This is a genomic window from Clostridium sp. C2-6-12, from assembly GCF_009928485.1.
GTDB lineage: Bacteria > Bacillota > Clostridia > Clostridiales > Clostridiaceae > Clostridium.
In genome coordinates this window covers 1-23758 of the sequence record NZ_JAABNP010000050.1, presented here as the reverse complement: position 1 = coordinate 23758, position 23758 = coordinate 1, and the positions used below count along the sequence as shown (strand labels likewise).

Annotated in this window: 22 protein-coding genes and 1 pseudogene; 22 read left to right on the top strand and 1 reads right to left on the bottom strand. The window is 28.5% G+C overall.

Going from position 1 to position 23758, the window contains the following annotated elements; all coding sequences use genetic code 11:
- Positions 1-96: 96 nt before the first annotated feature.
- The 17 genes from GXK56_RS25225 (at position 97) to GXK56_RS25155 (ending at position 20577) form a co-directional block, all read left to right on the top strand.
- Positions 97-1995 (top strand): P-loop NTPase fold protein, encoded by a 1899-nt coding sequence (locus GXK56_RS25225; RefSeq protein ID WP_160692679.1) that lies wholly within the window; start codon positions 97-99, stop codon positions 1993-1995.
- Positions 1982-2710, top strand: a complete 729-nt coding sequence (locus GXK56_RS25220) for a hypothetical protein (RefSeq protein ID WP_160692677.1) — start codon at positions 1982-1984, stop codon at positions 2708-2710. Before GXK56_RS25225 ends, GXK56_RS25220 begins: the two co-directional genes overlap by 14 nt.
- A gap of 2 nt (positions 2711-2712) precedes the next feature.
- On the top strand, positions 2713-4068 hold the full coding sequence (gene qatC, locus GXK56_RS25215; protein ID WP_160692675.1) for a Qat anti-phage system QueC-like protein QatC: 1356 nt from the start codon (positions 2713-2715) through the stop codon (positions 4066-4068).
- On the top strand, positions 4058-4795 hold the full coding sequence (locus GXK56_RS25210) for a TatD family hydrolase (RefSeq protein ID WP_160692673.1): 738 nt from the start codon (positions 4058-4060) through the stop codon (positions 4793-4795). Before qatC ends, GXK56_RS25210 begins: the two co-directional genes overlap by 11 nt.
- A gap of 389 nt (positions 4796-5184) precedes the next feature.
- Positions 5185-6384, top strand: coding sequence for a hypothetical protein (locus GXK56_RS25205; protein ID WP_160692671.1), 1200 nt, complete (start codon positions 5185-5187; stop codon positions 6382-6384).
- A gap of 411 nt (positions 6385-6795) precedes the next feature.
- Positions 6796-7494, top strand: a complete 699-nt coding sequence (locus tag GXK56_RS25200; protein ID WP_160692669.1) for a hypothetical protein — start codon at positions 6796-6798, stop codon at positions 7492-7494.
- A gap of 337 nt (positions 7495-7831) precedes the next feature.
- Complete coding sequence (locus GXK56_RS28420; protein WP_243156268.1) at positions 7832-8596, top strand: AAA domain-containing protein; 765 nt, start codon at positions 7832-7834, stop codon at positions 8594-8596.
- A gap of 162 nt (positions 8597-8758) precedes the next feature.
- Positions 8759-9880: an AAA domain-containing protein gene (locus tag GXK56_RS28415; RefSeq protein ID WP_243156267.1), complete on the top strand. Its 1122-nt coding sequence runs from the start codon at positions 8759-8761 to the stop codon at positions 9878-9880.
- 51 nt (positions 9881-9931) lie between these two features.
- Positions 9932-10147 (top strand): hypothetical protein, encoded by a 216-nt coding sequence (locus GXK56_RS28410; RefSeq protein ID WP_243156266.1) that lies wholly within the window; start codon positions 9932-9934, stop codon positions 10145-10147.
- A 41-nt stretch (positions 10148-10188) separates the two neighbouring features.
- A complete protein-coding gene (locus GXK56_RS28405; protein WP_243156265.1) occupies positions 10189-10557 on the top strand; it encodes a DUF2726 domain-containing protein in 369 nt (122 codons plus the stop codon).
- A 190-nt stretch (positions 10558-10747) separates the two neighbouring features.
- Positions 10748-12223 carry a TIGR02677 family protein gene (locus GXK56_RS25190; protein ID WP_160692667.1) on the top strand — a complete coding sequence of 492 codons (1476 nt, stop codon included), beginning with the start codon at positions 10748-10750 and terminating at the stop codon, positions 12221-12223.
- Between the two features lies 1 nt (position 12224).
- On the top strand, positions 12225-13376 hold the full coding sequence (locus tag GXK56_RS25185) for a TIGR02678 family protein (protein ID WP_160692665.1): 1152 nt from the start codon (positions 12225-12227) through the stop codon (positions 13374-13376).
- Positions 13369-17418 (top strand): TIGR02680 family protein, encoded by a 4050-nt coding sequence (locus GXK56_RS25180; protein ID WP_160692663.1) that lies wholly within the window; start codon positions 13369-13371, stop codon positions 17416-17418. The genes GXK56_RS25185 and GXK56_RS25180 overlap by 8 nt, the downstream gene beginning before the upstream one ends.
- Before the next feature lie 17 nt (positions 17419-17435).
- The gene (locus tag GXK56_RS25175) at positions 17436-18737 is read left to right on the top strand and encodes a TIGR02679 domain-containing protein (RefSeq protein ID WP_160692661.1); all 1302 of its coding nucleotides are present in this window, start codon (positions 17436-17438) and stop codon (positions 18735-18737) included.
- A 97-nt stretch (positions 18738-18834) separates the two neighbouring features.
- Complete coding sequence (locus GXK56_RS25170) at positions 18835-19179, top strand: hypothetical protein (protein WP_160692659.1); 345 nt, start codon at positions 18835-18837, stop codon at positions 19177-19179.
- A gap of 132 nt (positions 19180-19311) precedes the next feature.
- Positions 19312-19578 carry a hypothetical protein gene (locus tag GXK56_RS25165; RefSeq protein ID WP_160692657.1) on the top strand — a complete coding sequence of 89 codons (267 nt, stop codon included), beginning with the start codon at positions 19312-19314 and terminating at the stop codon, positions 19576-19578.
- 507 nt (positions 19579-20085) lie between these two features.
- Positions 20086-20577: a PD-(D/E)XK nuclease family protein gene (locus GXK56_RS25155; protein ID WP_160692655.1), complete on the top strand. Its 492-nt coding sequence runs from the start codon at positions 20086-20088 to the stop codon at positions 20575-20577.
- A gap of 281 nt (positions 20578-20858) precedes the next feature.
- Here GXK56_RS25155 and GXK56_RS25150 read toward each other — a convergent pair whose 3' ends face one another.
- Positions 20859-21035 (bottom strand): hypothetical protein, encoded by a 177-nt coding sequence (locus GXK56_RS25150; protein WP_160692653.1) that lies wholly within the window; start codon positions 21033-21035, stop codon positions 20859-20861.
- 211 nt (positions 21036-21246) lie between these two features.
- Between GXK56_RS25150 and GXK56_RS28400 the strand changes: the two genes are divergently transcribed.
- The 5 genes and pseudogenes from GXK56_RS28400 to GXK56_RS28775 all read left to right on the top strand — a co-directional run.
- Positions 21247-21510 (top strand): inorganic phosphate transporter, encoded by a 264-nt coding sequence (locus GXK56_RS28400; RefSeq protein ID WP_243156264.1) that lies wholly within the window; start codon positions 21247-21249, stop codon positions 21508-21510.
- Positions 21507-21875, top strand: coding sequence for an inorganic phosphate transporter (locus GXK56_RS28395; protein ID WP_243156263.1), 369 nt, complete (start codon positions 21507-21509; stop codon positions 21873-21875). The genes GXK56_RS28400 and GXK56_RS28395 overlap by 4 nt, the downstream gene beginning before the upstream one ends.
- A 43-nt stretch (positions 21876-21918) precedes the next feature.
- Positions 21919-22239, top strand: a complete 321-nt coding sequence (locus tag GXK56_RS25140) for a hypothetical protein (protein ID WP_243156262.1) — start codon at positions 21919-21921, stop codon at positions 22237-22239.
- A 194-nt stretch (positions 22240-22433) separates the two neighbouring features.
- On the top strand, positions 22434-23543 hold the full coding sequence (locus GXK56_RS25135; RefSeq protein ID WP_160692651.1) for an aldo/keto reductase: 1110 nt from the start codon (positions 22434-22436) through the stop codon (positions 23541-23543).
- A 73-nt stretch (positions 23544-23616) separates the two neighbouring features.
- Positions 23617-23705: pseudogene (locus GXK56_RS28775) on the top strand (transposase); the annotation flags it as partial.
- Positions 23706-23758 lie beyond the last annotated feature (53 nt).

Below are 23758 nucleotides of genomic sequence, written 5' to 3'. Positions count from 1 at the left end.
AATAAAAACATAACAGAGCATAAAGTTATATTATAGTTGATTGGTTAAGTTAAGAGTAATTGATAAACAAAGAATATAATTAAGGAGAGATTGCATATGTGGATGGATAATGAAACAAATATAGATTTAATAGGATTTGGAGTTCATGCGAAGTTAATAAATAGCATAATTATGGACGACAAAATGATTCCGGTTACAATTGGTGTATTTGGTGATTGGGGAAGTGGTAAAACTAGCATGATAAAAATGTTAGAAAACACCATATTAGAAAATGAAGATACTGTAAGCATATATTTTAATAGTTGGACATTTGAGGGGTATGATGACGCTAAAACAGCTATAATAAGTTCAATATTAGAAGTATTAAAGAAAAATGAAAAATTTGGTTCTAAAATTAAAGATGAAGCCGAAAAATTAATGAAATCAGTTAATTGGATGAGGGCATTAAAGTTTGGATTTAAAGAGATAGCGTTACCGCTTTTAGAAACATCTATAACAGGAGTACCTGTTAGTTATTTAAGTAAATTCCAGGAATTAAAAGTAGAGTCAGATGATGGAGATAAATCAAAATTTACAGATATTTTCGATAAAGATATCTTAAATAGTGATAAGTATAATGAAATTCAAAATAATATTAGAGATTTTAGAGAAGGATTTAATAAGCTTATAGAAAAAAGTAATATTAAGAGATTAGTGGTTCTGATAGATGATCTGGATAGATGTAACCCAGCAAGAATAGTAGATAATCTTGAAGCTATAAAATTATTTCTAAATGTTAATAATACTGCATTTATAATATGTGCTGACCCTAGAATAGTTAAGCATGCAGTAGCAATAAGATATAAAGATATAGTAATTAATACAAATAATCCATTGGATGAATATTCTACAGATATGCTTATTACAGATTATCTCGAAAAACTAATACAGGTTCCGTATTATTTACCTAGGTTATCACCTGCAGAGATAGAAACATATATGTCTCTGTTGTTTTGTCAAGATATCCTAGATAGTTCAAATTTAAATAAAGTTTTAAATGCGCAACAAGCATTTTGGGCTAAAAATAGGTATGGTGCATTCGGAATCAAAGAGATTAAAAAAGTGTTAAATAATGATGATAAATATTCTGAGTTATATGATAAGTTGAATTTTTGTTCACAGTGTGCAACTTTGATAACAGAAGGATTAAAGGGTAATCCGAGGCAAGTAAAAAGATTTTTAAATACATATGTATTAAGAACGAAATTATCTAGGGTTGCTAATCTAAACAAGTTAAGAGATGATGTTCTTGTAAAACTAATGATTTTGGAATATACCGATGATAATTTATTTAATTATTTATATAGAAAGCAAGTAGAGGGAGATGGGTACCCATCTCTATTGAAAGGTCTTGAGGATATTTGTAATGAGGGAAAAGGAAATATAGAAAATTTTAAAAAAATTGATGAAAAATTTGCTTCAAACTTAGCAATAAAATGGATTAATTTGAAACCTATGTTGAGTGATATAGATTTGAGAGATTACTTTTGGATTGCAAGAGATAAATTACAAAATAATGCAATAGTACAGGAATTAATTCCGCCGTATATTAGAAGTCTATTAGATGGTTTATTATCAGGAGTAAATGTGAAAGTAACAACATCTTCAAATGAAGTAAAAAACTTAGAATTAGATGAAAGAAATCTTATATTTAAAGAAATAACAAAGGAAATTTTCCGTCATCCAAAGGAAAAAAAATATTATGATGCAATTAAGATAATGATTGAAGCAAATGTAGATAACAGTATCGAACTGCTAATTAATATTTTAGATAAACATACTGAACATGCACCAGTAGCAGTAGGAGTAGATGCAGTGAATTTGTTATCAACGGCTGGAACAGAATATGTGGAGAAAGTACAACCTATTCTTGAAAAGTTGAGTAACACAAAGACTAAAATAGGGGCTGCAATTAAAAAGACAATAGAGAGGAGAAAAGTTAATGGGAACATCTAAAGGATATGATATGCCAACAACACCTCAATGGGCTCAGCTAAAAGAAAATGTAACCCGGAGTTTATCCCAGAACAATAACAGAGCAACAGATTCAATAGCGAATAATGTTATAAAAGAATTTTTGAATGTTTCCATGGGAAATACAGGAGCTAGGAAAAAGTATATTACCCCAGCACTTAAAACGGCTATTAACGTTGCAACATTTTTTAATTCAATTATTGAAAATGGATTTAAAGAGACAGTTGAGCAATATTTAGAAATAGGGAATACAAATGAACTTGACATTACACATCTGGAAATAAAGATAGTTGAGTATTTATCTAATGGTTCATCGCTAATTACTGAAGTAGATGCCAGAAGTGCAGCCTCTAATTTATTAGACTATATTTTAGAAAATGCGTCTACTATTGAAGAAGTAGAGGAAATTATGGATAGAAAAATGGATAGAGATTCAAGTATAATATATATACAAATGTTTTTTGCATTTTATATTTATGAGACTTTTTGCAGATCTTTCTATGAAAGGCTTTCAAGTAAGATTGGTGAAAATGATGCTAGTGAGTATTTGTCGGATATTAAAGATTATATAATATCTTCAATAGAAGGAATCAATAATAAAAGAGATATTACTAATATAAATTGGAACTCAACTGAGGGAAAGAAATTAATAAATTCGTTATGTGAGGATGTTATAGAAATTTATGGAGGTAATTAGATTTGAGTATAAATGTGAATGTTAAAGTAGATTTGAATATTTTTGATAAAAGAGGATTGGCTAAAACAGTTTTAAAATGTAAAGGAAACAAAAGTTATTTTGATAGCAGATTAAAGATAGATTATGATAATATTTTTAATAAATGTGGTGAATTAGAAACAATAGTTGAAGATTTATTACTATTATCAAATGTAGTTTATTCTGTTGATAAATTATATTGCAGAAAGGAGGCAACTGATGGATGGACAAGGGATATAAATATAACGATGCCAGTTCAGAATAAAAATAAATTTAATGAGGTAAAGAATTTATTGCAGAAATGTGTGACATTTTTAACTGGGGATATTTGGAGCTTTGAGTTTGAAGAGTTGGAGTCTTCACCATTTAAACGATATAACTGTTTTAAGCTTGATGAACAATATAATTCTGTTTCCTTATTCTCGGGAGGATTAGATTCTCTTATTGGAGTAATAGATTGGATGGAAGAAAATAAGAACGAAAGATTAATGATGGTTGGACATCATGATCATAAAGTGCCAGGTCCAAAAGGAGATCAAGAATCGGTATTGAGCATATTAAATAAAGAATATAGAGGACAATTTAATACAATGTTAGTTGGATGTGGACAAGAACCTACTGGAATAGAAACTACTTATAGGAGTCGGTCACTTGTATTTATCGCGTTAGGTATATGTGCAGTAAGTTCAGAGCGGTGTATTAAAAAAGAATTGATTATTCCCGAAAATGGAACAATAGCCATTAATTATCCATTAACACCATCAAGAAGGGGAAGCTGCAGTACAAGAACGACCCATCCGTACTTTATAGAGCTTATATCTAAAGTTATCACTGAAATTGGAATAAATATGTGTATAAAAAATCCATATGAATTTAATACAAAAGGAGAAAGTGTATCTAAGTGTAAGAATATAGACGTATTAAGAAAATCTATGATTAAGACACGTTCATGTGCTAAAAGTGGACACACGAGCAGTTGGAAGTTTAAAGAAGCAAAAAATTGTGGCCGGTGTATGCCTTGTATATATAGGAGAGCTGCTTTACATACAATAGGCGCCGATATTGAAAAGTATGGGAATGATATATGTACTGGAGAAGTAAATATAGAAGAAAATTGCAAATCATCAGATGATTTTAGAGCATGTGTGATGTTTTTAAATAATGAACAAAGCGATATACAAATAGCAAAAAATCTAGCTTCCAATGGAAGTTTAAACACGAATAATATACACAAATATGTGAATTTAGTGAAGCGAACTAAGAAGGAAGTAAGTACACTAATTAATGATAAAGCAATAGAAAAAGTTAAAGGATGGATAAATAATAAATATGAAGATTGATGCACATGTTCATTTAGATTTATATAAAAAACCATATGAAATAATCTCAAGCCTAGAAGATGGGAATATATTTTCATTATTTATGACTAATTTACCAACATATTTTGAGTTAGCCGAAAAAAACATGGGAATAAGAAAAAATATTAGATTATCACTTGGTTTTCATCCTGGATATATAGAGAGAAAGAACATTGAAAAAGAGTTATATTTATTTAAAAAAAATATTTCTAAAACATCGTATATTGGAGAAATAGGACTAGATTATTCTAAAGTTTATATAAAAAATAAAGAATTACAATTATTTGTTTTTAGAGAAATTGCGAATACGTTACAAAATGAGAAAAAAATAATTAGTGTACACAGTAAGAAATCAGAGAGTGATGTATTAGATATATTAAAAGAATTTAAAATTAAAAATGTAATATTCCACTGGTATTCAGGAAATATAGGAATAATGAATAATATTTTAAATTCAGGATACTATTTTTCAATAAATTATGATATGCTAATGAGCAAAAAAGGGAGAAGTATAGTTAGTAAGATTCCAAAGGATCGTGTTTTAACGGAGACTGATGGACCATTTGCTAGTAATAACACTCATCTAGATAATAAAATACATATTGATGAAATAATAGAATTGTTAGCAGAGCTTTGGGGGGATAGCCCGGTAAATGTTATCAAAATTATTGAGAAGAATTTTATGAAATTAATTAATTCAATAAAGTAAGAAGATATTTTTGCAAAAATAAAAGACTGCAATTAAATTTAAGAATTTAGAAAATAGAAAGAATGCATGTAAAAATTTTTACAGATGAGATTATTATCATTATTTATATTTAAAGGACCCATCAGTCATAATTATTATTTATTCGATAGTTTAGCTGGTGTGATAAATTATTATAAAACCTTTTTATGATAAATTGCAGTGATTCGTGAAGGAAAAGTACATCAACAGACATATAATTTTTTATATTTCTAAATACTGTTCTATAATATAGCTTCTCGACTTTGATTAGAGTATGAAATATTATGGTCAAAAATAATCTTGAAATCTATAAAATGCAGGTAATATCATCTCTTATAAAGGAAGCGGTATTCTAAAATGTGGAGGTTAGTATGTCAGAAAAGTTATTAATAGCAAAATATAAAGAAGTCCTAATTAAATATTCTGAATATCAAAAGTCAATTCATGAAGGAAAATTATATTGTCCATTTTGTGATCCAGCAATTAGAGTAACCTATAACATAAAGGGATTCTTTATGGCATGGAAAAATGAGGGGGGACACAATTGCGGTAAAGCAAGAGAACAAGCTAAGTATCTTGATCCAGATTGGAAAGGTAGAAAATTAATAGAAATTTCTCGTAATCAAGAAGGTGATTTAGAAATAACAATTGATATTAATACCTTAGTGTATCCTAAAAGAAAAAGTATAGCAGGTGGAGAAGATAACACTGATGGTTTACCTGATAAGAAAGGACATGATATTTTTCCAATCTATAAGGAAAGAGAAGAAGTTTTTAGAGATGTAGTAAGAAGTGTGTACCAAATGAAACGGATTTTAGAGAATAATAGACAAGAATTTTTAAGAGGCCTCAATTTCAAATTTAGGACAAGTGATGGGGTACTTTCTCTAAATGATGCAGTGATAAGAATGCATGAGTTAAATTGTAATATTGTTGGAAAATCAAGATTTGTTATGTTTATGGTAAACAATATTGTAACAAGCAATGGAGTGATATATATTAATGCTTATAGTGCAAAAGGGATTAATTTATCAGCTAAATTAAAGTACCCATATAAGAAAAATCCATTTAATAAATTAGAAGGTGAATACGCTATTGCCTATGGGAAGATTACGTATTCAGATAAGTCTGGAAAATACTTTGTAACTCTAACAAATGATTTTCAAATAAGAAAATTAAAAGAGGATGTTGGTTCTGAATTTTTTGATGATATAGAGTTTGAGGAATATAATTATAAAGCATTTGTTAAGTCAAAAGAAAATAGCGAGACAATAAATAATAAAGAGGATGAAGTTTTAAAGAACAGGCAGAATGATATAGTAAGACAAAAAATAAATAAGCCCACCACTAACAACATTAAAGTAGAAAGACAAGATAATTATATTCAAAAAAGTATCTTGGTTAATGAAAATAACAAGCCTGAACCTAATATTTTAGATGAAGTCGAAATTAAGCGACCAGAAAGAGTAGAACATCGATCCAAATATGAAAAAGATGAACTATCAGTTGTAGATTCGGATGGTATGATTTCAAAGGTAAAGAAATTTATTAGAAATCTAATTAGCAAGTAATAACAATAATTTGAAGAAGTCACAATTGTACCAGAAATGAAATCAAAAGATATAATGATTTTTAATTAGAAATTACAGCAGATTTTAATAAAGTGGCCTTAACAAAAAAGATAATATTATTTTATTAATTATTGGTTTATGAAAATCTATTAGCAACATTCCATTATTCATATAATTGGATGTGTTGTTGTCATTCTAATTAGGCCAATAATGTACATAATATGAGATTTAACATAGTAAGTTCTTTTAAAATTAAATAATGATATATTTATAATTTTTGCTATAATTGATGCGTTATAGCTAATTGCTAACAATTAACTATTGAGATGATAAATATTAAATAAAGGTTATATTGTAAAAATAAATATAAGTTTATTCTTTGCAAAAATATATTTGGTGGTGGTAAAGGTTTTGGGGAAAATAATAAATCGGTTAAAAAATCACATTAGTATAATGATAATAATTATTTTAAGTATTCCTTTTTTGTGCATTCCAGCAATTGGATTGATTTTAAATATAGGAATAGCATTGTCTAGCTTACTTCCTAATAAATTAATTATATTAAGAATAAATACAAATGAAATAGTTACTCAGTCAGAATTTATTTATTATTATAGTTGCTTTTTAAGCATTGAAGTAACAGGTATTCTAAGTTACTTGCTATATAAAATAACTTTAAGTAAATATTCTGATGAAGCTAAAGAAAAAGTTTTTTCAGAAAAGAAAGAAGTAGGACTTATGTTAAATGAAATTTTAATTGAATTAAGAAACAACAGAGATGCTTATAAAAAAGATAGAGACGGGACAAATTGGAGTTTTTATAAACTGTTTGAATTGGAGAACTATAAGCAATTTTCATATGGACAGATATGCACAGAGTTTGAGGTTGAAAAATGGGAAAAGAATTTAACAAGTTTTATATTTATCAAAAAATATTTTAAAGATCCTTTATTAATAGAACGTATTACAGAAGTATATAGTATTTTTGATTTCTTAAGTAAACATACAGATAAAGATCAATGTGAATCTATTAATTTAGAAGGTTTTATGGAAAAGACAGACAAAGTAATTGGAGAATTGTTGGACATTGTGGTTTCTTTAGGAATATAAAGTAATAGAACAATCATTATAATCTTAATTTTTAAAAATGTTTATATTGTTTATATTGTTTATAAAAGAGTACAAGTTTTATATCGGTAAATACTCCTAGGTTATGAACCAATAAATAATTAGGAAATTTTAAAATAGTATTAGTTAAGAGATTAGAGGCATGATTTTTTATACGTCATACTAATTAGAGACGTATATATAAGTACTAAACTGAATCAATTCAGAATATATTAAAAATCCCATTATTCATAAAATGAATAGATTTTCTTAAAAAATATCATGCAATAAAAAATTTGTACAATACATAATTAAAAATGTAATGTGAGAGGTAACAACTTTGAACATAGAAAAGAACCTAATTTTAATAAAAAATGAAGATAAAACAGAAGAAGTCATAAATTGCAGTCCAATAACTAATGGCAAGCGCACCATAACTTATAAAAATGACAAAACTTACACATATGGGAGCTACAATATTGAATGGAGTAGAAACTGCATAGAAATTGACCATCAAGCAGTAATCGCCTATGAAAAAGGAATTCCAATCTCAGGAATTACGAAGATAATAAAATTTGATGAACTTGGTTACATTAGATTAATAATTAAAACAGGATATCATAAGCTATATCATAAATCGCAGTTAGAAATTCAAAAGAATAGTCTTGGGGATTCTGCTTGCATAGATTGCTTTTCATATTTAAAAGAACTTGCAGGTAGTATTGATTTTGAAAATGATAATGATTTTATAATCAGCCAGTATCAACGTATGACAGCCATAAGTCCTGATAGTGTTTTGGCGAAGTATTTAAATCATAAAACAATAAAAAGGACAACTCATTCTAGTCAGATAATATTTCCATTTGGATTTAACATAAGTCAAAAGGAAGCTACGGAAAAAGCTTTGAATAATCAAATTAGTGTTATTGAAGGGCCTCCTGGAACTGGGAAGACTCAGACTATATTAAATATTATTGCAAATGCTGTTATGGAAGAGAAAACGGTGGCAGTTGTATCAAATAATAATTCTGCTACCTTAAATGTTTTAGAAAAGCTTAAGAAATACAATGTTGATTTTATAGCATCATATTTAGGAAATAAGTAAAATAGGACTGAATTTTTTGAAAATCAAAATGGTAAGTATCCTGATATTAGCAGTTATAAATTAGATAATGAAAAGTTTCAAAAGCTAAAAGATGATTTAGTAAATTCTCAAAAGTCACTAGAAGAAAAGCTGGAAGAGAAGAATAGATTAGCTTTTTTGAAAATGGAAAAAGCAAATTTAATTACTGAAAATGGGCATTTTGAACAATATAATAATGAAGACAAGCTTGAATTATCAAGAGCATTGCCAAGACAGAGTTCGAATAAAATAATGTCAGTTCTAATTGAATATAATATGCTTATTGAAGAGTATGGATACGTTAAATTTTTATATAAACTTAAATTTTTGCTTATATTTAGTATTTGGAATTTTGGATTTTATGATAATTCACCTGAAGTTATACAAAAGTATCTTAATCAATTGTATTATAAATTAAGACTAGAAGAGCTAAATGAGGAAATTCAAAGCTTAGAAAATAAGTTAAATAGATATGATTTTGATAATGAAATGAAAAAATACAGTGAAAATTCTATGACCTTATTGAAGCATATCTTATATAAGAGATTTAATAAGGAACAAAATAGAACTATTTTTAATGAAGATGTTTTATGGAAAGATTTTGGAGTGTTCATTAAAGAATATCCTGTAATACTTAGTACAACTCACTCATTAAGAAGATGTGCAAGTGAAAATTATTTATTTGATTATGTAATTATAGATGAAGCTTCTCAAGTTGATATAGTTACTGGAGCTTTGGCTTTTTCATGTGCTAAAAATGTTGTTATTGTTGGTGATTTAAAACAACTTCCTAATGTAGTCAATAATAAGACTAAGGAAATCAGCAATAATATTTATAATAAATATAAGTTGAATGAAGCATATATATATTCACAGAAAAATAGTTTGTTAGCTTCTGTTTGCAAATTATTTAGTGATGCACCAAAAACATTGCTTAAGGAGCATTATAGATGGCATCCTAAAATAATAGATTTTTGTAATAAGAAGTTTTATAATGATCAGCTTATTATTTTAACGGATGAAAATTCCTGCAATGCTCCTTTAGAAGTTTATAAAACAGTAAAAGGAAATCATGAAAGAAATCATGAAAGAAATCATTATAATCAAAGGCAAATAGATGTAATAGTAAAGGAAATACTTCCTAAATTAGAGGGAGAAGAATCTGTAGGAATAGTTTCTCCTTATAGAAATCAAATAAATGAATTAAGATGTGCAATAAGTAATGAAAATATTGATGTTGATACAGTTCATAAATATCAAGGATGAGAAAAGGAAAGCATAATAATATCTACAGTTTCTGATGAGCGTGATGAATTTATGGATGAGGCTAATCTTTTAAATGTTGCTATATCAAGAGCAGAGAAAAAATTAGTTATTGTTGTTTCTGATAATGAAGAATTATTAAATAACAGTAATATAGGAGATTTAATAAGATATATTGAATATAACAATCTTGAAATAATAAATAGTAATGTTTATTCAATTTTTAATTTATTGTACAGCTCTTATTCAGAAAAGTTATTGAGTTTTTAAAAAATTATAAAAAAGTATCTAAATATAATTCAGAAAATCTAATGAATGCTTTAATAGAAAAAGTATTAAATTATAAGGAGCTTCAAGAATTAGATAAAGTTCTTCATTATCCATTAAATATGCTTATTCGTGATACTTCAAAATTAGATGAAAATGAATTAAAGTATGCAACTAATTCATTAACTCATACTGATTTTTTGATTTATAGAAAAATAGATAAAACTCCTGTTTTAGTAGTGGAGGTTGATGGATATTCATTTCATGCCGATAATCCTAAGCAGCTAGAGAGGGATAGGATGAAAGATACAATATTGAAAAAATATAATATACCAATATTGAGGTTGCCTACTAATGGAAGTGGGGAAGAAGAGAAGATTAAAGAAAAATTGGCTCAGATTTTGAATACTTAAAATAAAGAATGAAACTGAAGTTTTTAATATTTATAGAAAACTTCAGTTTTTATAATATATATTATTATTTAAAGTGATTATTTATTGATATAGGTATGTTTGTTACACCAGTAACATGATACAATTATAGTAAATTTAGGGATATAAGGATTTAAAATGCAAAATAAGGTTGATAAAGAGGTGAATTTAAATGAAGTATTTACAATCGATAGAGGAAGCTACATATCTGACAACTGGTAATGCAGTAGAATATAGACGAATAATGAGGATATTTTATAATGAATATGAAAAAATGCATTTCCAACTATACAAAGAAGATATTTTTGAATTATTAAAAATGTATCCAGAGTTTGAGGATTATACGATGGATAAGCTGAAAAATGATTTGAATTCATTGGTGGAGTGGAAGAACTTAACACCGATTCAAGATCCAAAACGTGTATACACAATAGCAGAGTATAAGAATAAGCAATTTAGGTATTCCATGTCAGAATATGCAGTTGAAATAGAAAGACTTACAATTAAACTTGAAAACTTATTTATGGAAACTGGCAGCTTACCAACTAATTTATTTGTTAGAATCAATGAAGCACTTGAATTAACAGAAGAGATGAAGAAAAAATCATTAAAAAATATCAATGAGTGGTGGCGTAATTTACAGGAAGATTTTAAACGCCTTAATCAAAATTATCAGGATTATCTTCGTGAATTTTATGCTGGAAGAGCTGATAAGGTTTTAAAATCAGTAGACTTTATTTTACGCAAAGATTTATTTGTAACATATTTGAAGGATTTTATAAAAGAACTACAGATTAATTCAACTAAAATTGAATCTACAATAAAACGAGTATCTAGCTTGATGGAAAATAATATGTTAGAGTTGGTGATAAAAAGCGAACTAGAAATTCCACATCCAACATCGGAACAACAAGAATCACTAGATATTAATATTAGAGAAAATATATGGGGAAAATGGACTGCTATAAAAAACTGGTTCCTATCGCATGATAATCATCCAAGTGAGAGTAGCCAGGTAATGGAAATTACAAACGAGGTTATTAGTAAAATTATTCAGAATGCAGCACTTATTGTACAATTACAGAATTGGGGGATTAGCAGGAAAGATGATTATAAGAAGTTTATCACCATGTTTTTAAAATGTGAAGATATAAATGAGGCACATAAGTTAGCGGCTCATGTATTTGGAATACAGAATATACAACATTTTAAGGTAAATATGGAGCGGTCTACTGATAGCATAAATAGTAGTACATATGATGAAGATCCGATGGAATATATACTGAAACCACACACCAGAACTTACAGACCAAGAGTTGATAAGAATGGCTTTGAGAATAAATCAATGGAGAAACTAGCACAGAGAAATATGTATTTGAAGCAAGTAGAAGAAGATAAGAAAATGGTTATGAAATATATTAAAGATAACAGATTGGATGTAGCTGCTATTAGTGATTGTATATCTGAAACTACAAGGATGACATTATTACGATGGATATCAGCTGCAAATACAACGAGTACGAGAAAAGGGCGTACGGAGTATGGGCAGGAATTTAAGCTAGTAAAGAAAGATGAAATGTGCACCTTAAAATGTGACGATGGTGATTTAGTAATGCCTGCTTATGTCTTTGAATTTAAGGAGGATTAAGATGAATGAAGTAAGAACATTATTTGAAAATTACTGGATTAATAAAGCTACGCACAAAGAGCTCTATAATAAAACAAAGAGAGAAATAGCTAAGTACAGACGTTTTGTAACAGAGCAATTAGGATGGCGATTAATTGTTAATGAGCGAATCTTAAAAATAGAGAAAATACCAGCTTATGCTGAAGCATTTATGGGAATAAGTGAGTTTACGGATGAAAGAGATTATTGCATATTGTGTTCTTTGTTAATGTTTCTTGAAGATAAAGAAGATAATGAAGAATTTCTATTATCAGAGTTAGTAGATGTGATAGAATTGCAATTAAAAGAATATATGGATGTTGATTGGACTAAATTTGTTCAAAGAAAATCATTAATAAGAGTGCTTCAGTTTGCAGAAAAAGAAGGAATGCTTGATGTATATGAAGGTTCAAGTGATAATTTATCTGGAAGTATTGAACATGAAGTTTTATATGAAAATACAGGTCTCTCAAGGTATTTTGCAACTAACTTTAATTATGATATTTCAGAATTCCAATCATATAATGATTTTCAAGTAGAACAATTGCAAGAAGTACAGACAGATAGAGGTCATTTTAGAATTAACAGAGTTTATAGACAATTAGTATCAGCTCCAGCAATGTATTGGAAGGAAAATGATGACCAAGATGCTATTTATGTTAAGAACCAAAGGCAATGGGTTCATAAGAATTTAGATGATAATATTGGTGGTCAGTTACATATTCATAAAAATGCAGCTTTCTTCGTAATGAATGAAGATGATTGTTTTGGAGGTAAACATCCAAGGGATTTAATGATATCAGAATTAGTTTTAGTTGTATGCGGAGAAATACGTTCTCAAGTCAATGAAGGTGTATTAGTAAAAGAATATGATGATTGTATAAAAATTAAGAGACAACAATTTAAGAGTTTTATAAACTTGTGTAAGGACAAATATAGCACTGCTTGGAGTAAAGAGTATCGAGAAATGGATATGGACAAGATAGTAGGTTTGATAACATCATATATGGAAAAATGGATGCTACTTTCAGCAGATGGTGACGATATAAATATATATCCAGCAGTAGGTAAAATAACAGGAATATATCCTAAAAATTTCAAACTTGGAATTAGAGAGGTATCAGAAAATGAATAATCGATGGCAGATGAATAGAGTGGGATTTGTGAATTTTTGGTTGTATGATGAAGAGATATTTTCTTTTGCAGATGGTAAATTATTTTTACGTGGAGCAAATGCATCAGGTAAATCAATAACAACACAAAGCTTTATTCCCTTTATATTAGATGGAGATAGAAGTCCTAATAGATTGGATCCTTTTGGATCAAACGATAGAAAAATGGAATATTATTTTCTAGGAAACGGTGAGAAAGATGATGTGACAGGCTATTTGTTTCTTGAATTCAAGAAGGGGAATACAGAACAATATAAAACTATTGGAATTGGTCAGAGAGCTCAAAAGGGAAAGCCGCTTGGATTTTGGGGATTTATTATATTAGATGGTACTAGAGTTGGGGACGGAATTAATTTGTATCAAAGTGTCGGAAGTAAAAAAATTCCTTATTCAAAACAGGATCTAAAAAAAATTCTAGGTGAAAATAATATTGTGGTTGACTCTCAGGTTGATTATATGGAATTAGTGAATAAACATATTTTTGGATTTCCCAGAATTGAACAATATGATCAGTTTATTAGATTGATGATAAAAGTAAGAGCACCAAAATTATCAAGAGATTTTAAACCTACAAAGGTGTATGAAATATTGAATGAATCTTTGCAAACATTGTCAGACGAAGATTTACGAGCAATGGTTGATGCAATGGAGAAAATGGATGATATTCAAGGAAAGCTGGATGCGTTAAGATCAGCTTTTAAAGATTTACAAAGTATTCGAAATGTATATGATCATTATAATAGATATATGTTATCTAAGAAGGCACATGTTTATATGGAAGCAAAAAAACAAGTAAATGAATCTAAGGATAAGTTCGATTTATTCAAGGATCAATTGAATGATGAACAAGAAGGTAAGGATGCAAAAGAATATGAAAATGAACAGCTTACAGCTAATATTGAAATATTAGAAAAGGAAAAAGAAGTTCTTGATTCTACAGATTTGGAAAATTCAGTTGATAGATTAAATAATAGCAATAGTAAAAAAGAAAAATTGGATAAAGAATTAAAAGATTTTGAAGAGAAAATTGAAAATCACAAAAGTCAAATACGGTTGTACGATATAAATCAAAGAGAACATAAAAATTCAATTGAATTTTATAAAGATAAAGTTGATAAGATGATTCAGGAATTGGATGAAATAAATGAAATACTGCAATTTGAGCAGCATAGTTTGGTTAAAAATGTGATTGGGCATGGGGAAATTCAAAATGAATTTTTAGATATTAAAAATGCATTAAAAGAATATTCTGTGTCTATAGAAAAAGGGCTTAAAGCATTAAAAGAAGCTGCAGATATAGAAAGTTTATGGAGCAGTTTAGAGGAAGAACTAAGTCTGTTGAATTCAAATAAGAGAAAGTGTGAGGAACAACTTACAATAGCAGAGACAATGGAGACACAGTGTAGAGATAGTATAATTGAAAGTTTTTATATTTCATCAGAAAAGTACAAAGAATTAGTTATAAATAAACAAGAGCTTAAAATAATTGTTTCCAGTGTGATGAGATATACTGGTGCCAAAGATCTTGGGGAAACTAAAAAAATAGTTGATAGAATATATTACGAGAAGACTAGAAATTTACTTAAAATGCAAGTTGAAAAGAAAAAATATAGAGATGATGTATATGAACAACTTAAGAATGAACAAGAAGAATTAAATAAGTTAATAAATATGAAAGAAACTATTCCTGAAAGAAGAGAAAAAGTTACTAAAGCAAGAAAAATTCTTTTTGAAAAGGGTATTAACTGTTTACCATTTTATGAAGCAGTTGAATTTAACGATAAATTAACTGAGGAAGAACAGTCATTATTAGAAGAACAGTTATTAGATGCAGGATTGCTAGATGCTCTTGTTGTGACAAGTAAGGATTTTCAAAAAGCAAAGAGTGAACTCAAATATTTATCTGATACATTATTGCGACCAAACCCTAATTTGCATACTGGATTTAATAAGTTAGTAGCTGGAGAATTAGATGCAGAACTACTTATATGTGTGGAGCAAATATTAGACAATATTTATACTGAGTATACTGAAAATTCTGAATTAGTTTTAAGTAATGATGGTTATTTTAAAAATGGAATTGTAGAAGGACATAGTATAGCAGAATCACAGGCTAGTTTTGTAGGTACTATAGCACGTAGACAGAAAATGATTCAAATGGTTGAAGAAAAGAAAATGGAATGTAAGAGACTTCAAGATAATTTATATGAAGGCGATCTGCATTTAAAAGATATTCAAAATTCTATAGATACATTGAATGAAGAATATGAGCAAATTCCTCAATTTGATGATTTGGATGAAGCAATTGGAATGGTACAAGAAGCTAACTATTCATTGAACAAAATATCTGAAGAAGTTGATAAAAAGAGAATTGAGCTAGAAAATATAATTAAGAAGAAAAAAATTTTTGATCAGAATGTAATTACAAATTGTAAGGGATTATCTTTTAAGCGAATAGTTGAAGAATTTCAGGAGGCAAGTGATATTGCAAATGACTATAAGGATGAGTTAATAGAACTTGAGAGTAAAATTACTTATTTGAAGAACGTAGAATCAAGTTATACATACACTCAAGAGTTAATATATAAAGAAGAAAATACAATTGATGATATTGATTTACAGATAAGAAAAGTAAATCAGGAAATAAAAGTTTGTAACGCAGAGATTAGCAAGATTCAAGAATTTTTAAATAGACCTGAAAATAAAGAGAGAGCTGAAAAAATTAGAATTATAACGACTGAGCTAGATGAGAAAAAAAAGAAAATTAATGATAATGAGATACAGATAGGAGTATTAAAGTCGAATATTTCTAAGAAGAAAGAAGAAATTGCGTTGTTAAAATCCACAATTGTTAGTGGTATTGAAAGAGAGGAAAAATTAAGAAAATACTATGAGGAAGAATTAGATCTTGGATTTGTTATGCATCGAGGAAGCAGAAGAATTGATGAATGCGTAGTTGAAGCAATAGCTTGTATTCGAGATAATGACCAAATGAAATCAGTTGGGGATGTGGTTGCATCGTTACACAAGACATATCAGCAGCATAATAGTAATTTAACTAGTTATGGTACTTCACTAGAGGATTGTTTTGAGGATGATAAGGAAAATTCTAATATTTTAAGAAAGAGACAGTGTATTGTGTCTACTTGGCAAGGTAAGAAGTTATATTTAGAAGAATTCTTTAAAGTATTAAAGGAATCTATTGATAGCACTGAATTACTTATTCAAGAAAAAGATAGAGAACTTTTTGAAAACATCTTGGCTGATACGCTTAGTCACAAACTTAATAATCGAATTGCTGAAAGTAAAAACTGGATAAAAGATATGTCAAAACTGATGTATGAGATGGATACATCTATGGGATTAACATTTTCCCTAGAATGGAAATCACGTAATGCTGATAATGAAACAGAGCTTGATACTCAGGAATTAGAAAAGTTGCTGAATAGAGACAGAAAACTGTTAACTACTGAAGATATTGAAAAGGTATCTACCCATTTTAGAAGCAAGATTAGATTAGCAAAGCAAGTAGCAGAAGATAATGGAGATATTATTAATTATTCTGATTTAGTACGAGATGCTTTAGATTATCGGAAATGGTTTGAATTTAAAATGCATTTTTATAGAAATAGTGAGTCTAGGAAGGAATTAACAAATAGTGCATTTAATAAATTTAGCGGTGGAGAAAAAGCAATGGCAATGTATGTTCCACTATTTGCAGCTGTAAATGCACAATATAAAAAGTCAGAGAATCCAGATCATCCAAGAATAATTGCATTAGATGAAGCCTTCGCAGGAGTAGATGATAAAAATATAAGTAGTATGTTCGAACTTGTGCAAAAACTAGAGTTTGATTATATCATGAATTCACAAGCATTATGGGGATGCTATGAAACAGTAAAATCACTAAGCATTGCAGAGTTACTTCGACCAGCAAATTCATCTGTTGTAACAGTTATATATTATTACTGGAATGGTAAAGTAAGAATACTAGTGGAACAGTAAAAAAATAGGAGGATCTAATGTTAGAGGAGTGCGCAAAGTATTTTAAAAATAATAATGCTTATAAAAGAATATTTTTAGAAATGCGAAAAAAGTGGAAAAAGTATGGGAAAGTGTCAGGATTCATTGTATTAGAAAATGCAACCAGACCTGAGAGAGAAGCTTTGAAACTGATTATGGGGCGAAACTTTGATAATAAAATTGTTAAGGTTAAAATGGGTGAATTTGAAAGTGCATTGCATGAAACAAAATACAAAGAAATAGGTTTGAAGGAACTTTTAGAAGAATATTTTAATGAAAAGCTAATTACTAATAAAGATAAGCGTCAGGAAAAAAGTGAGGCAAAACAACAATTTTTTAATGAAATTGTAAATGAATTATCTCAAGGTCAAAGTAAAAATAACGATGTAATAAGATGGATTGAGCACATTGCTTATGAAAAAAAATATGGATATAATCTCATAAATATAGAGTATGAAAAACATGAAGATATTATAAAGAAGATTATAATTATGGTATGTAAAGCAATAGATTTGATACAATCACTAGATGAAGAGAAAATTCGATTATCCGTATTAAGTGCTGAAATTACATCAAATCCTCATTTTTTTGACAAGGGAAATGTAGCAGGCAAATTACTTATATATGCGTTGAGCTTTATTAATGAAAGCGAATATCCGAAAGATTCAGAAACTATTTTAGAATTATATTATATGTTTAATGTCAAACCTGATGATATATCTAGTTATACAACGGCCTATGGAATAAGCCTTTATAATGAAGATGGTATACATAAATCATATGAAATATTTATTGAAAATAGTGAAGCATATGTTGTTACTCTTTCTAACCTAAGCAAAATTGTGAGTGCAGACTGTAAGAGCAAGCAAGTTTTTATTTTTGAGAATCAGATGGTATTTTCTCATATGTGTGAAAGCTTAGTTGGAATGCCAGTATCAATGATTTGTACTTCAGGACAGATGAAGACAGCATCATTAATATTAATTGATCTTTTATGCAAATCTAGATGTACTATATATTATTCTGGAGACATTGATCCTGAGGGAATTGGTATCGCAGATAGAGTAATATCAAGAGATCCAGTGCATATAATTCCGTGGAGATTGAGTAAATCAGATTATATACTATCGATTTCAAGTGAAGAATTGAATGAAGTAAGTATTAAGAAACTTGAAAAAGTACAAGATAACCGATTTAAAGAAGTTATAGAAGCATTAATGGATAAAAAACGAGCTGGTTACCAAGAACTTTTAATTGATAAAATGCTAATGGATATTAAAGAAAAAACGATGGATTATTGAGATATATTAGAAGAAATGCACTTATTAAAATCAATGATATCCTTAAAAAAATAATTGCCATTTTGGATATAGAGTAAGAGATGAAATAACTTTTTATATGATATATGCAGTTAAAGACAATTTAATGAGCTTTGATGAAGCCTTTGACTTATGCATAGTTCAAAAGATTTTACCTAAAATAAGTGGTAGCAGTAATGAAGTTTTGGACATGCTTTTTGATATATTTGAATTATTTAATGATTATAGATTTTCTAATAGAGAATATTTAGAAGAAAAAGAATTGAAAGAACTAAAAGAAAAAGTTACAGCTTCAAATGAAGGTTCTGACAAAATAAATTACAAATTTAAAGTGAAACTTTTAAGGTGGAGTTTTATACTCCACCTTAATTTAGTTGAACTTATCCAAGAGCGTGCAGCCGTTAACTCCTACTTTAGCATGTAAAACCAGTAGAATAATTAATATGATTTTTTATTTTACTTAGTTTAGGAATATATATGGAGTTTTACGGATGCTAGCTATCGGACAAATTAACCAATGAAAAACTTATCTATATGATCAGGAGGTTCATAAGAGATGGATTCACAAACTTCTGGCAATAAGGAGCTTATATCCATGGAGACAGCTAATTTTATCTTTGTACTTAAAGGTGAAAGATATGGTATAAGTGATGAAGCTATTTTAAAGAATAATCTATTAAACATGGAGTTCCATGAAGCAGATATTGAACATATAAAAGGATTGTATCTTAAAGAATATTCTAATTATGAAATCATAATTCAAAGCAAAAATAACGCTAATGTAGAGTTTTATCATGAAAATAAGGAACATGAAATAAAATGAAAAGTCCAAAGCTGCCATGAATATTTTTCATCAGGGAAGGAAGCAGATTAACATCATAGCGGGCCTATTATGGTAATCTGCTGACACAGCCTGATGGAAAATAGGCTGGCAGATGGACTTTTTATTTATCGAATGTACCTAATATAAGAAATAAAGTAACACCAATAACTTCAAAATCAAAGAACCTAAGTGGTGTAATAAACTTCAAAGGAGATATTGGTGCTACTGATTTTATAATTAAGGTTAATAATAAGCCAGAACTTGAAATTACCTTAGAAGTATATCCAACTAAGATAAGCTATAAAGAAGATTATAAAGCTATCTTAAGAGATGTAAATGAAGAAATATACACCTATAAAAAGAGTGCGAAGCACAATTCGGAACTTAAATAGAGATGCAATCATCCATGATTATAACAAGGATAAAGTATTAGACAAATAATAACGATAGTGAATTTTACAGCATTTTAAATTATGTCTTTAATAAACAAAAGGGAGTCAAAGAGTCATGCCCAAAGATAATTTACTTAAAGAAGCAACCCTAATAAAAAAGGCAGATAAAGTAATAAAAGCAAATAAAACAGCCCAAAAACAATATAATTTTGGCTTTAATATTTTTACAGCACTAAATATTGAGAGAGATGAAGTATTTACCCATTCTAATATGATTTATGCTTTACTAAATCCTAGAGGAAATCATGGAATGGGTGATACATATCTTAAGCTATTTTTAAAAGAAATTGGCGTTTCTAAAACCTTTTTAAATTACTCCTGGTCTCTTGAGAGAGAATGGGTATTTGAAAATGGCAGAATTGACTTTTTTCTTAAATGTAAAAAAATGTGTATAGCAATTGAGATGATAATTGATGCAGGAGATCAAGATAAACAACTAATTAGATATGAGGAATATTCAAAGTGTGTAAATTCTAATTATTTAATATATTATTATAACTTTAGATGGAAAGTATCCTTCAGAACAAAGTGCAGAGGGGATAGATAAGTGATATTTTAATGTTTTTTAAAAAATTGTTAATCGGGTTAGTGTATTAATCTCATGGCTTTATGGATTTACAATATTGCGAATATATGACGTTATATATATTCCTAATATTTCTTTTCCAGGGGATCACTTTTTCCAACCTCCAAGCAATAAAGGAATTGTAAGAGGTGTTTTATCAGTTTTAGTTTATTCCTATTTTTATCATTGGCCTGTTATTTATACCTTATAATGGCACTACTTGGCCATTATAAGGTATATTTAGTATACTTCCAAAGTATACTCTATTGATCAATTCCTAACATCATTACAGTGTTTTGAAGACTTTTTGCATCCTCTAAATTCGGTACTGGCGATTGTACATAATCAATAACTAGTCCAGCTTTTCTGATTTCTATTAAATTATCAAGATTATTTTCATCATATATATATTCATATTCATTATGTTTATAAGTAAGCATATAAAATAACTCCTTTAATTTATTACTGATTATTATTATGACCACTATTGTCGATTAATATACATTTTAGAAAGAAGGACGATAAAAAATAAGCAAAGTTTTAATAATATAATATTTCGATTATAATTAGTACATAAAATAAAGAGACTATACTATGAAAAATAAGGATAGTTAAAATTAAACTTGTTTACTTTTCGGTGGGAGTGCAGTAATGGATACTATCACTAAGGTTATAGACCTGCCTGTAAATGTCTCGTTGCTTTTAGTACTTTTGGCGGCTATCATGGGCGCAGTTATATGGAATTTAGTAACATGGAGATTAGGATTACCTTCAAGCTCAACACATGCTTTGATTGGAGGGATTATTGGATCAGTATGGGTATCTTCAGGTCATCAACATATACTATGGGGCTGGAATGAATTAATTGGTAGTCAGCATCAACTTACTGGAATTTCAAAAGTAGTTGCGGCTTGATTATTTCACCGATACTTGGATTTATTATTGCATTTGCTCTTCAAAAGGTTACAAAATTACTGCTAAGGAATGTAAAATATACGTTAAATAATACTCTTAATAAATTACAATTAGTAATAGCGGCAGCCCTTGCATATAGTCACGGTGCCAATGATACCAAAAAAATAATTGGAATAATAACCTTACCCCTTATGGCAGGCAATGGCATTGCTACAACACCTTTTTGGGTGAAAGTATCTGGTGGGTTTGTAATGTTTATTGGAACAATGTTTGGAGGCTGGACAATAATGAAGACCATTGGTAGAGGCATATTTAAAATAAGGAGTATACATAGTTTAAATTCTCAGTTAGCCTATTTCTGTTGAAATGGATAAGGTAATTGAGTTCTCAAAATCTACACTGGAATCAATGGAAGCCTATGAAGTAGAAGCAAATGATATGATTATTAATATGGTGAAAAAAATTAAGGAAGGTACAGAGTATCTTTATGAATCATTGACAATATTAGAAAGCAATCCAATAAAGTCTCAACAAAACATAACTAAAATGAGGAATACACATGTTGAGGTAGAAAAGCTTTATAGAGAGGGAATGGCTTATATATTTAAAGGTAATGATTCAATGCATGCTCTTAAGCTAAGAGAAGTATACCACCATATAAAAGATGCCTCAACTAATTTAGAATATACCGTTGATATATTTCACAGGATAATTGTTAGAAGAGTATAATTTTAGAGACTATTTTTTGATGATTTAAAATTTGAAGCTTTTATAAATGATAGTGTTAAGTTAATTGAAGAAATTATTAATGAACAATATTAGAAAATGGAAAAAGTAGGATAGAGGTAGAAAAGTCTTGACTTAGAGTTTGCTCCAAGTGATAGAATTTAGTTTAGAATAAGAATTAAGGGGGAAACAAAGAAATGGAAAAGAAGAAATTAGGATTTGGATTTATGCGTCTTCCATTAAAAGATCAAGAGAACCCAGAAAGTATTGATTTTGAAACATTAAACAAAATGGTAGATACTTTTTTAGAAAGAGGCTTTACTTATTTTGACACAGCTTATATGTATCATGCATTTAAGAGTGAAATTGCTTTAAGAGAATCTCTAGTAAAACGTCATAATAGAGACAGCTTTACGATAGCATCAAAGCTCCCAACTATGTTTTTGAAAAAAGAGGGAGATCAAGAAAGAATTTTTGACGAACAATTGGAAAAATGCGGAATTGATTATTTTGATTATTATCTTCTTCACAACTTAAATGTATCAAATTATAAAACAGCTCAAAAGTTTGATAGTTTTGCATTTGTTCAAAAAAAGAAAGAAGAAGGAAAAGTAAAGAATATGGGCTTTTCTTATCATGATAATGCAGCTTTATTAGATGAAATTTTAACTGCTCATCCAGAAGCAGATTTTGTTCAATTACAAATTAATTATATAGATTGGGACAGCGAAAGCATACAATCTAGAAAATGTTATGAAGTTGCAAGAAAACATAATAAACAAGTTGTTGTTATGGAACCAATTAAAGGAGGAACTCTTGCAAATGTACCTGATGAAGCAGAAAAATTGTTTAAGGAATATCATAAAGATATGTCTGTACCATCATGGGCAATAAGATTTGTAGCTAGTCATGAAGGAATAATGATGGTATTAAGTGGAATGTCAAATATGGATCAGCTTCTTGATAATACAAGCTACATGCAAAATTTTGTGCCTTTGAATAAGGTCGAAAATGAGATTATAAAAAAGGCTACAGATATAATTAATAGCAGTATTGCAGTTCCATGTACTGCATGCCAATATTGTGTAGATGGATGCCCAAAGAATATACCAATACCAAAATATTTCTCTCTATACAATAGCAAAAAACAATTTGGTCCTGGAATTATACAAGTTTACTATAATAATTTAACTCTAGATAATGGAAAAGCTTCTGATTGTATAGGATGTAAGCAATGTGAAAGGCATTGTCCACAGCATATTGAGATTACAAAATGCTTAAAAGACGTAGCTGTTGCTTTTGAATAGAAATTATAAAGCTAATGTGCAACTTTAGCCACTACAGTTTTGTAGTGGTTAAAATTTTGAGAATCTAGCATTTCTATTTGAAAAGGTCGCCATAAGTATACTTTTCAAAATGTATGTTTAGAAGATAATAGTATAATATTAAATGATGAAGCGCAAAGAATGTAGATTGTCAAGTACTTTTGACCCACTTTTGCAAATAAAATTGACCCACTAAT

Coding starts and splice junctions, on each gene's coding strand:
- GXK56_RS25225 (WP_160692679.1), top strand. CDS start 97: ATGTGGATGGATAATGAAACAAATATAGATTTAATAGGATTTGGAGTT.
- GXK56_RS25220 (WP_160692677.1), top strand. CDS start 1,982: ATGGGAACATCTAAAGGATATGATATGCCAACAACACCTCAATGGGCT.
- GXK56_RS25210 (WP_160692673.1), top strand. CDS start 4,058: ATGAAGATTGATGCACATGTTCATTTAGATTTATATAAAAAACCATAT.
- GXK56_RS25205 (WP_160692671.1), top strand. CDS start 5,185: ATGTCAGAAAAGTTATTAATAGCAAAATATAAAGAAGTCCTAATTAAA.
- GXK56_RS28415 (WP_243156267.1), top strand. CDS start 8,759: ATGGAAAAAGCAAATTTAATTACTGAAAATGGGCATTTTGAACAATAT.
- GXK56_RS28410 (WP_243156266.1), top strand. CDS start 9,932: ATGGATGAGGCTAATCTTTTAAATGTTGCTATATCAAGAGCAGAGAAA.
- GXK56_RS28405 (WP_243156265.1), top strand. CDS start 10,189: ATGAATGCTTTAATAGAAAAAGTATTAAATTATAAGGAGCTTCAAGAA.
- GXK56_RS25190 (WP_160692667.1), top strand. CDS start 10,748: ATGAAGTATTTACAATCGATAGAGGAAGCTACATATCTGACAACTGGT.
- GXK56_RS25185 (WP_160692665.1), top strand. CDS start 12,225: ATGAATGAAGTAAGAACATTATTTGAAAATTACTGGATTAATAAAGCT.
- GXK56_RS25180 (WP_160692663.1), top strand. CDS start 13,369: ATGAATAATCGATGGCAGATGAATAGAGTGGGATTTGTGAATTTTTGG.
- GXK56_RS25175 (WP_160692661.1), top strand. CDS start 17,436: ATGTTAGAGGAGTGCGCAAAGTATTTTAAAAATAATAATGCTTATAAA.
- GXK56_RS25170 (WP_160692659.1), top strand. CDS start 18,835: ATGATATATGCAGTTAAAGACAATTTAATGAGCTTTGATGAAGCCTTT.
- GXK56_RS25165 (WP_160692657.1), top strand. CDS start 19,312: ATGGATTCACAAACTTCTGGCAATAAGGAGCTTATATCCATGGAGACA.
- GXK56_RS25155 (WP_160692655.1), top strand. CDS start 20,086: ATGCCCAAAGATAATTTACTTAAAGAAGCAACCCTAATAAAAAAGGCA.
- GXK56_RS25150 (WP_160692653.1), bottom strand. CDS start 21,035: ATGCTTACTTATAAACATAATGAATATGAATATATATATGATGAAAAT.
- GXK56_RS28400 (WP_243156264.1), top strand. CDS start 21,247: ATGGATACTATCACTAAGGTTATAGACCTGCCTGTAAATGTCTCGTTG.
- GXK56_RS25140 (WP_243156262.1), top strand. CDS start 21,919: ATGGAAGCCTATGAAGTAGAAGCAAATGATATGATTATTAATATGGTG.
- GXK56_RS25135 (WP_160692651.1), top strand. CDS start 22,434: ATGGAAAAGAAGAAATTAGGATTTGGATTTATGCGTCTTCCATTAAAA.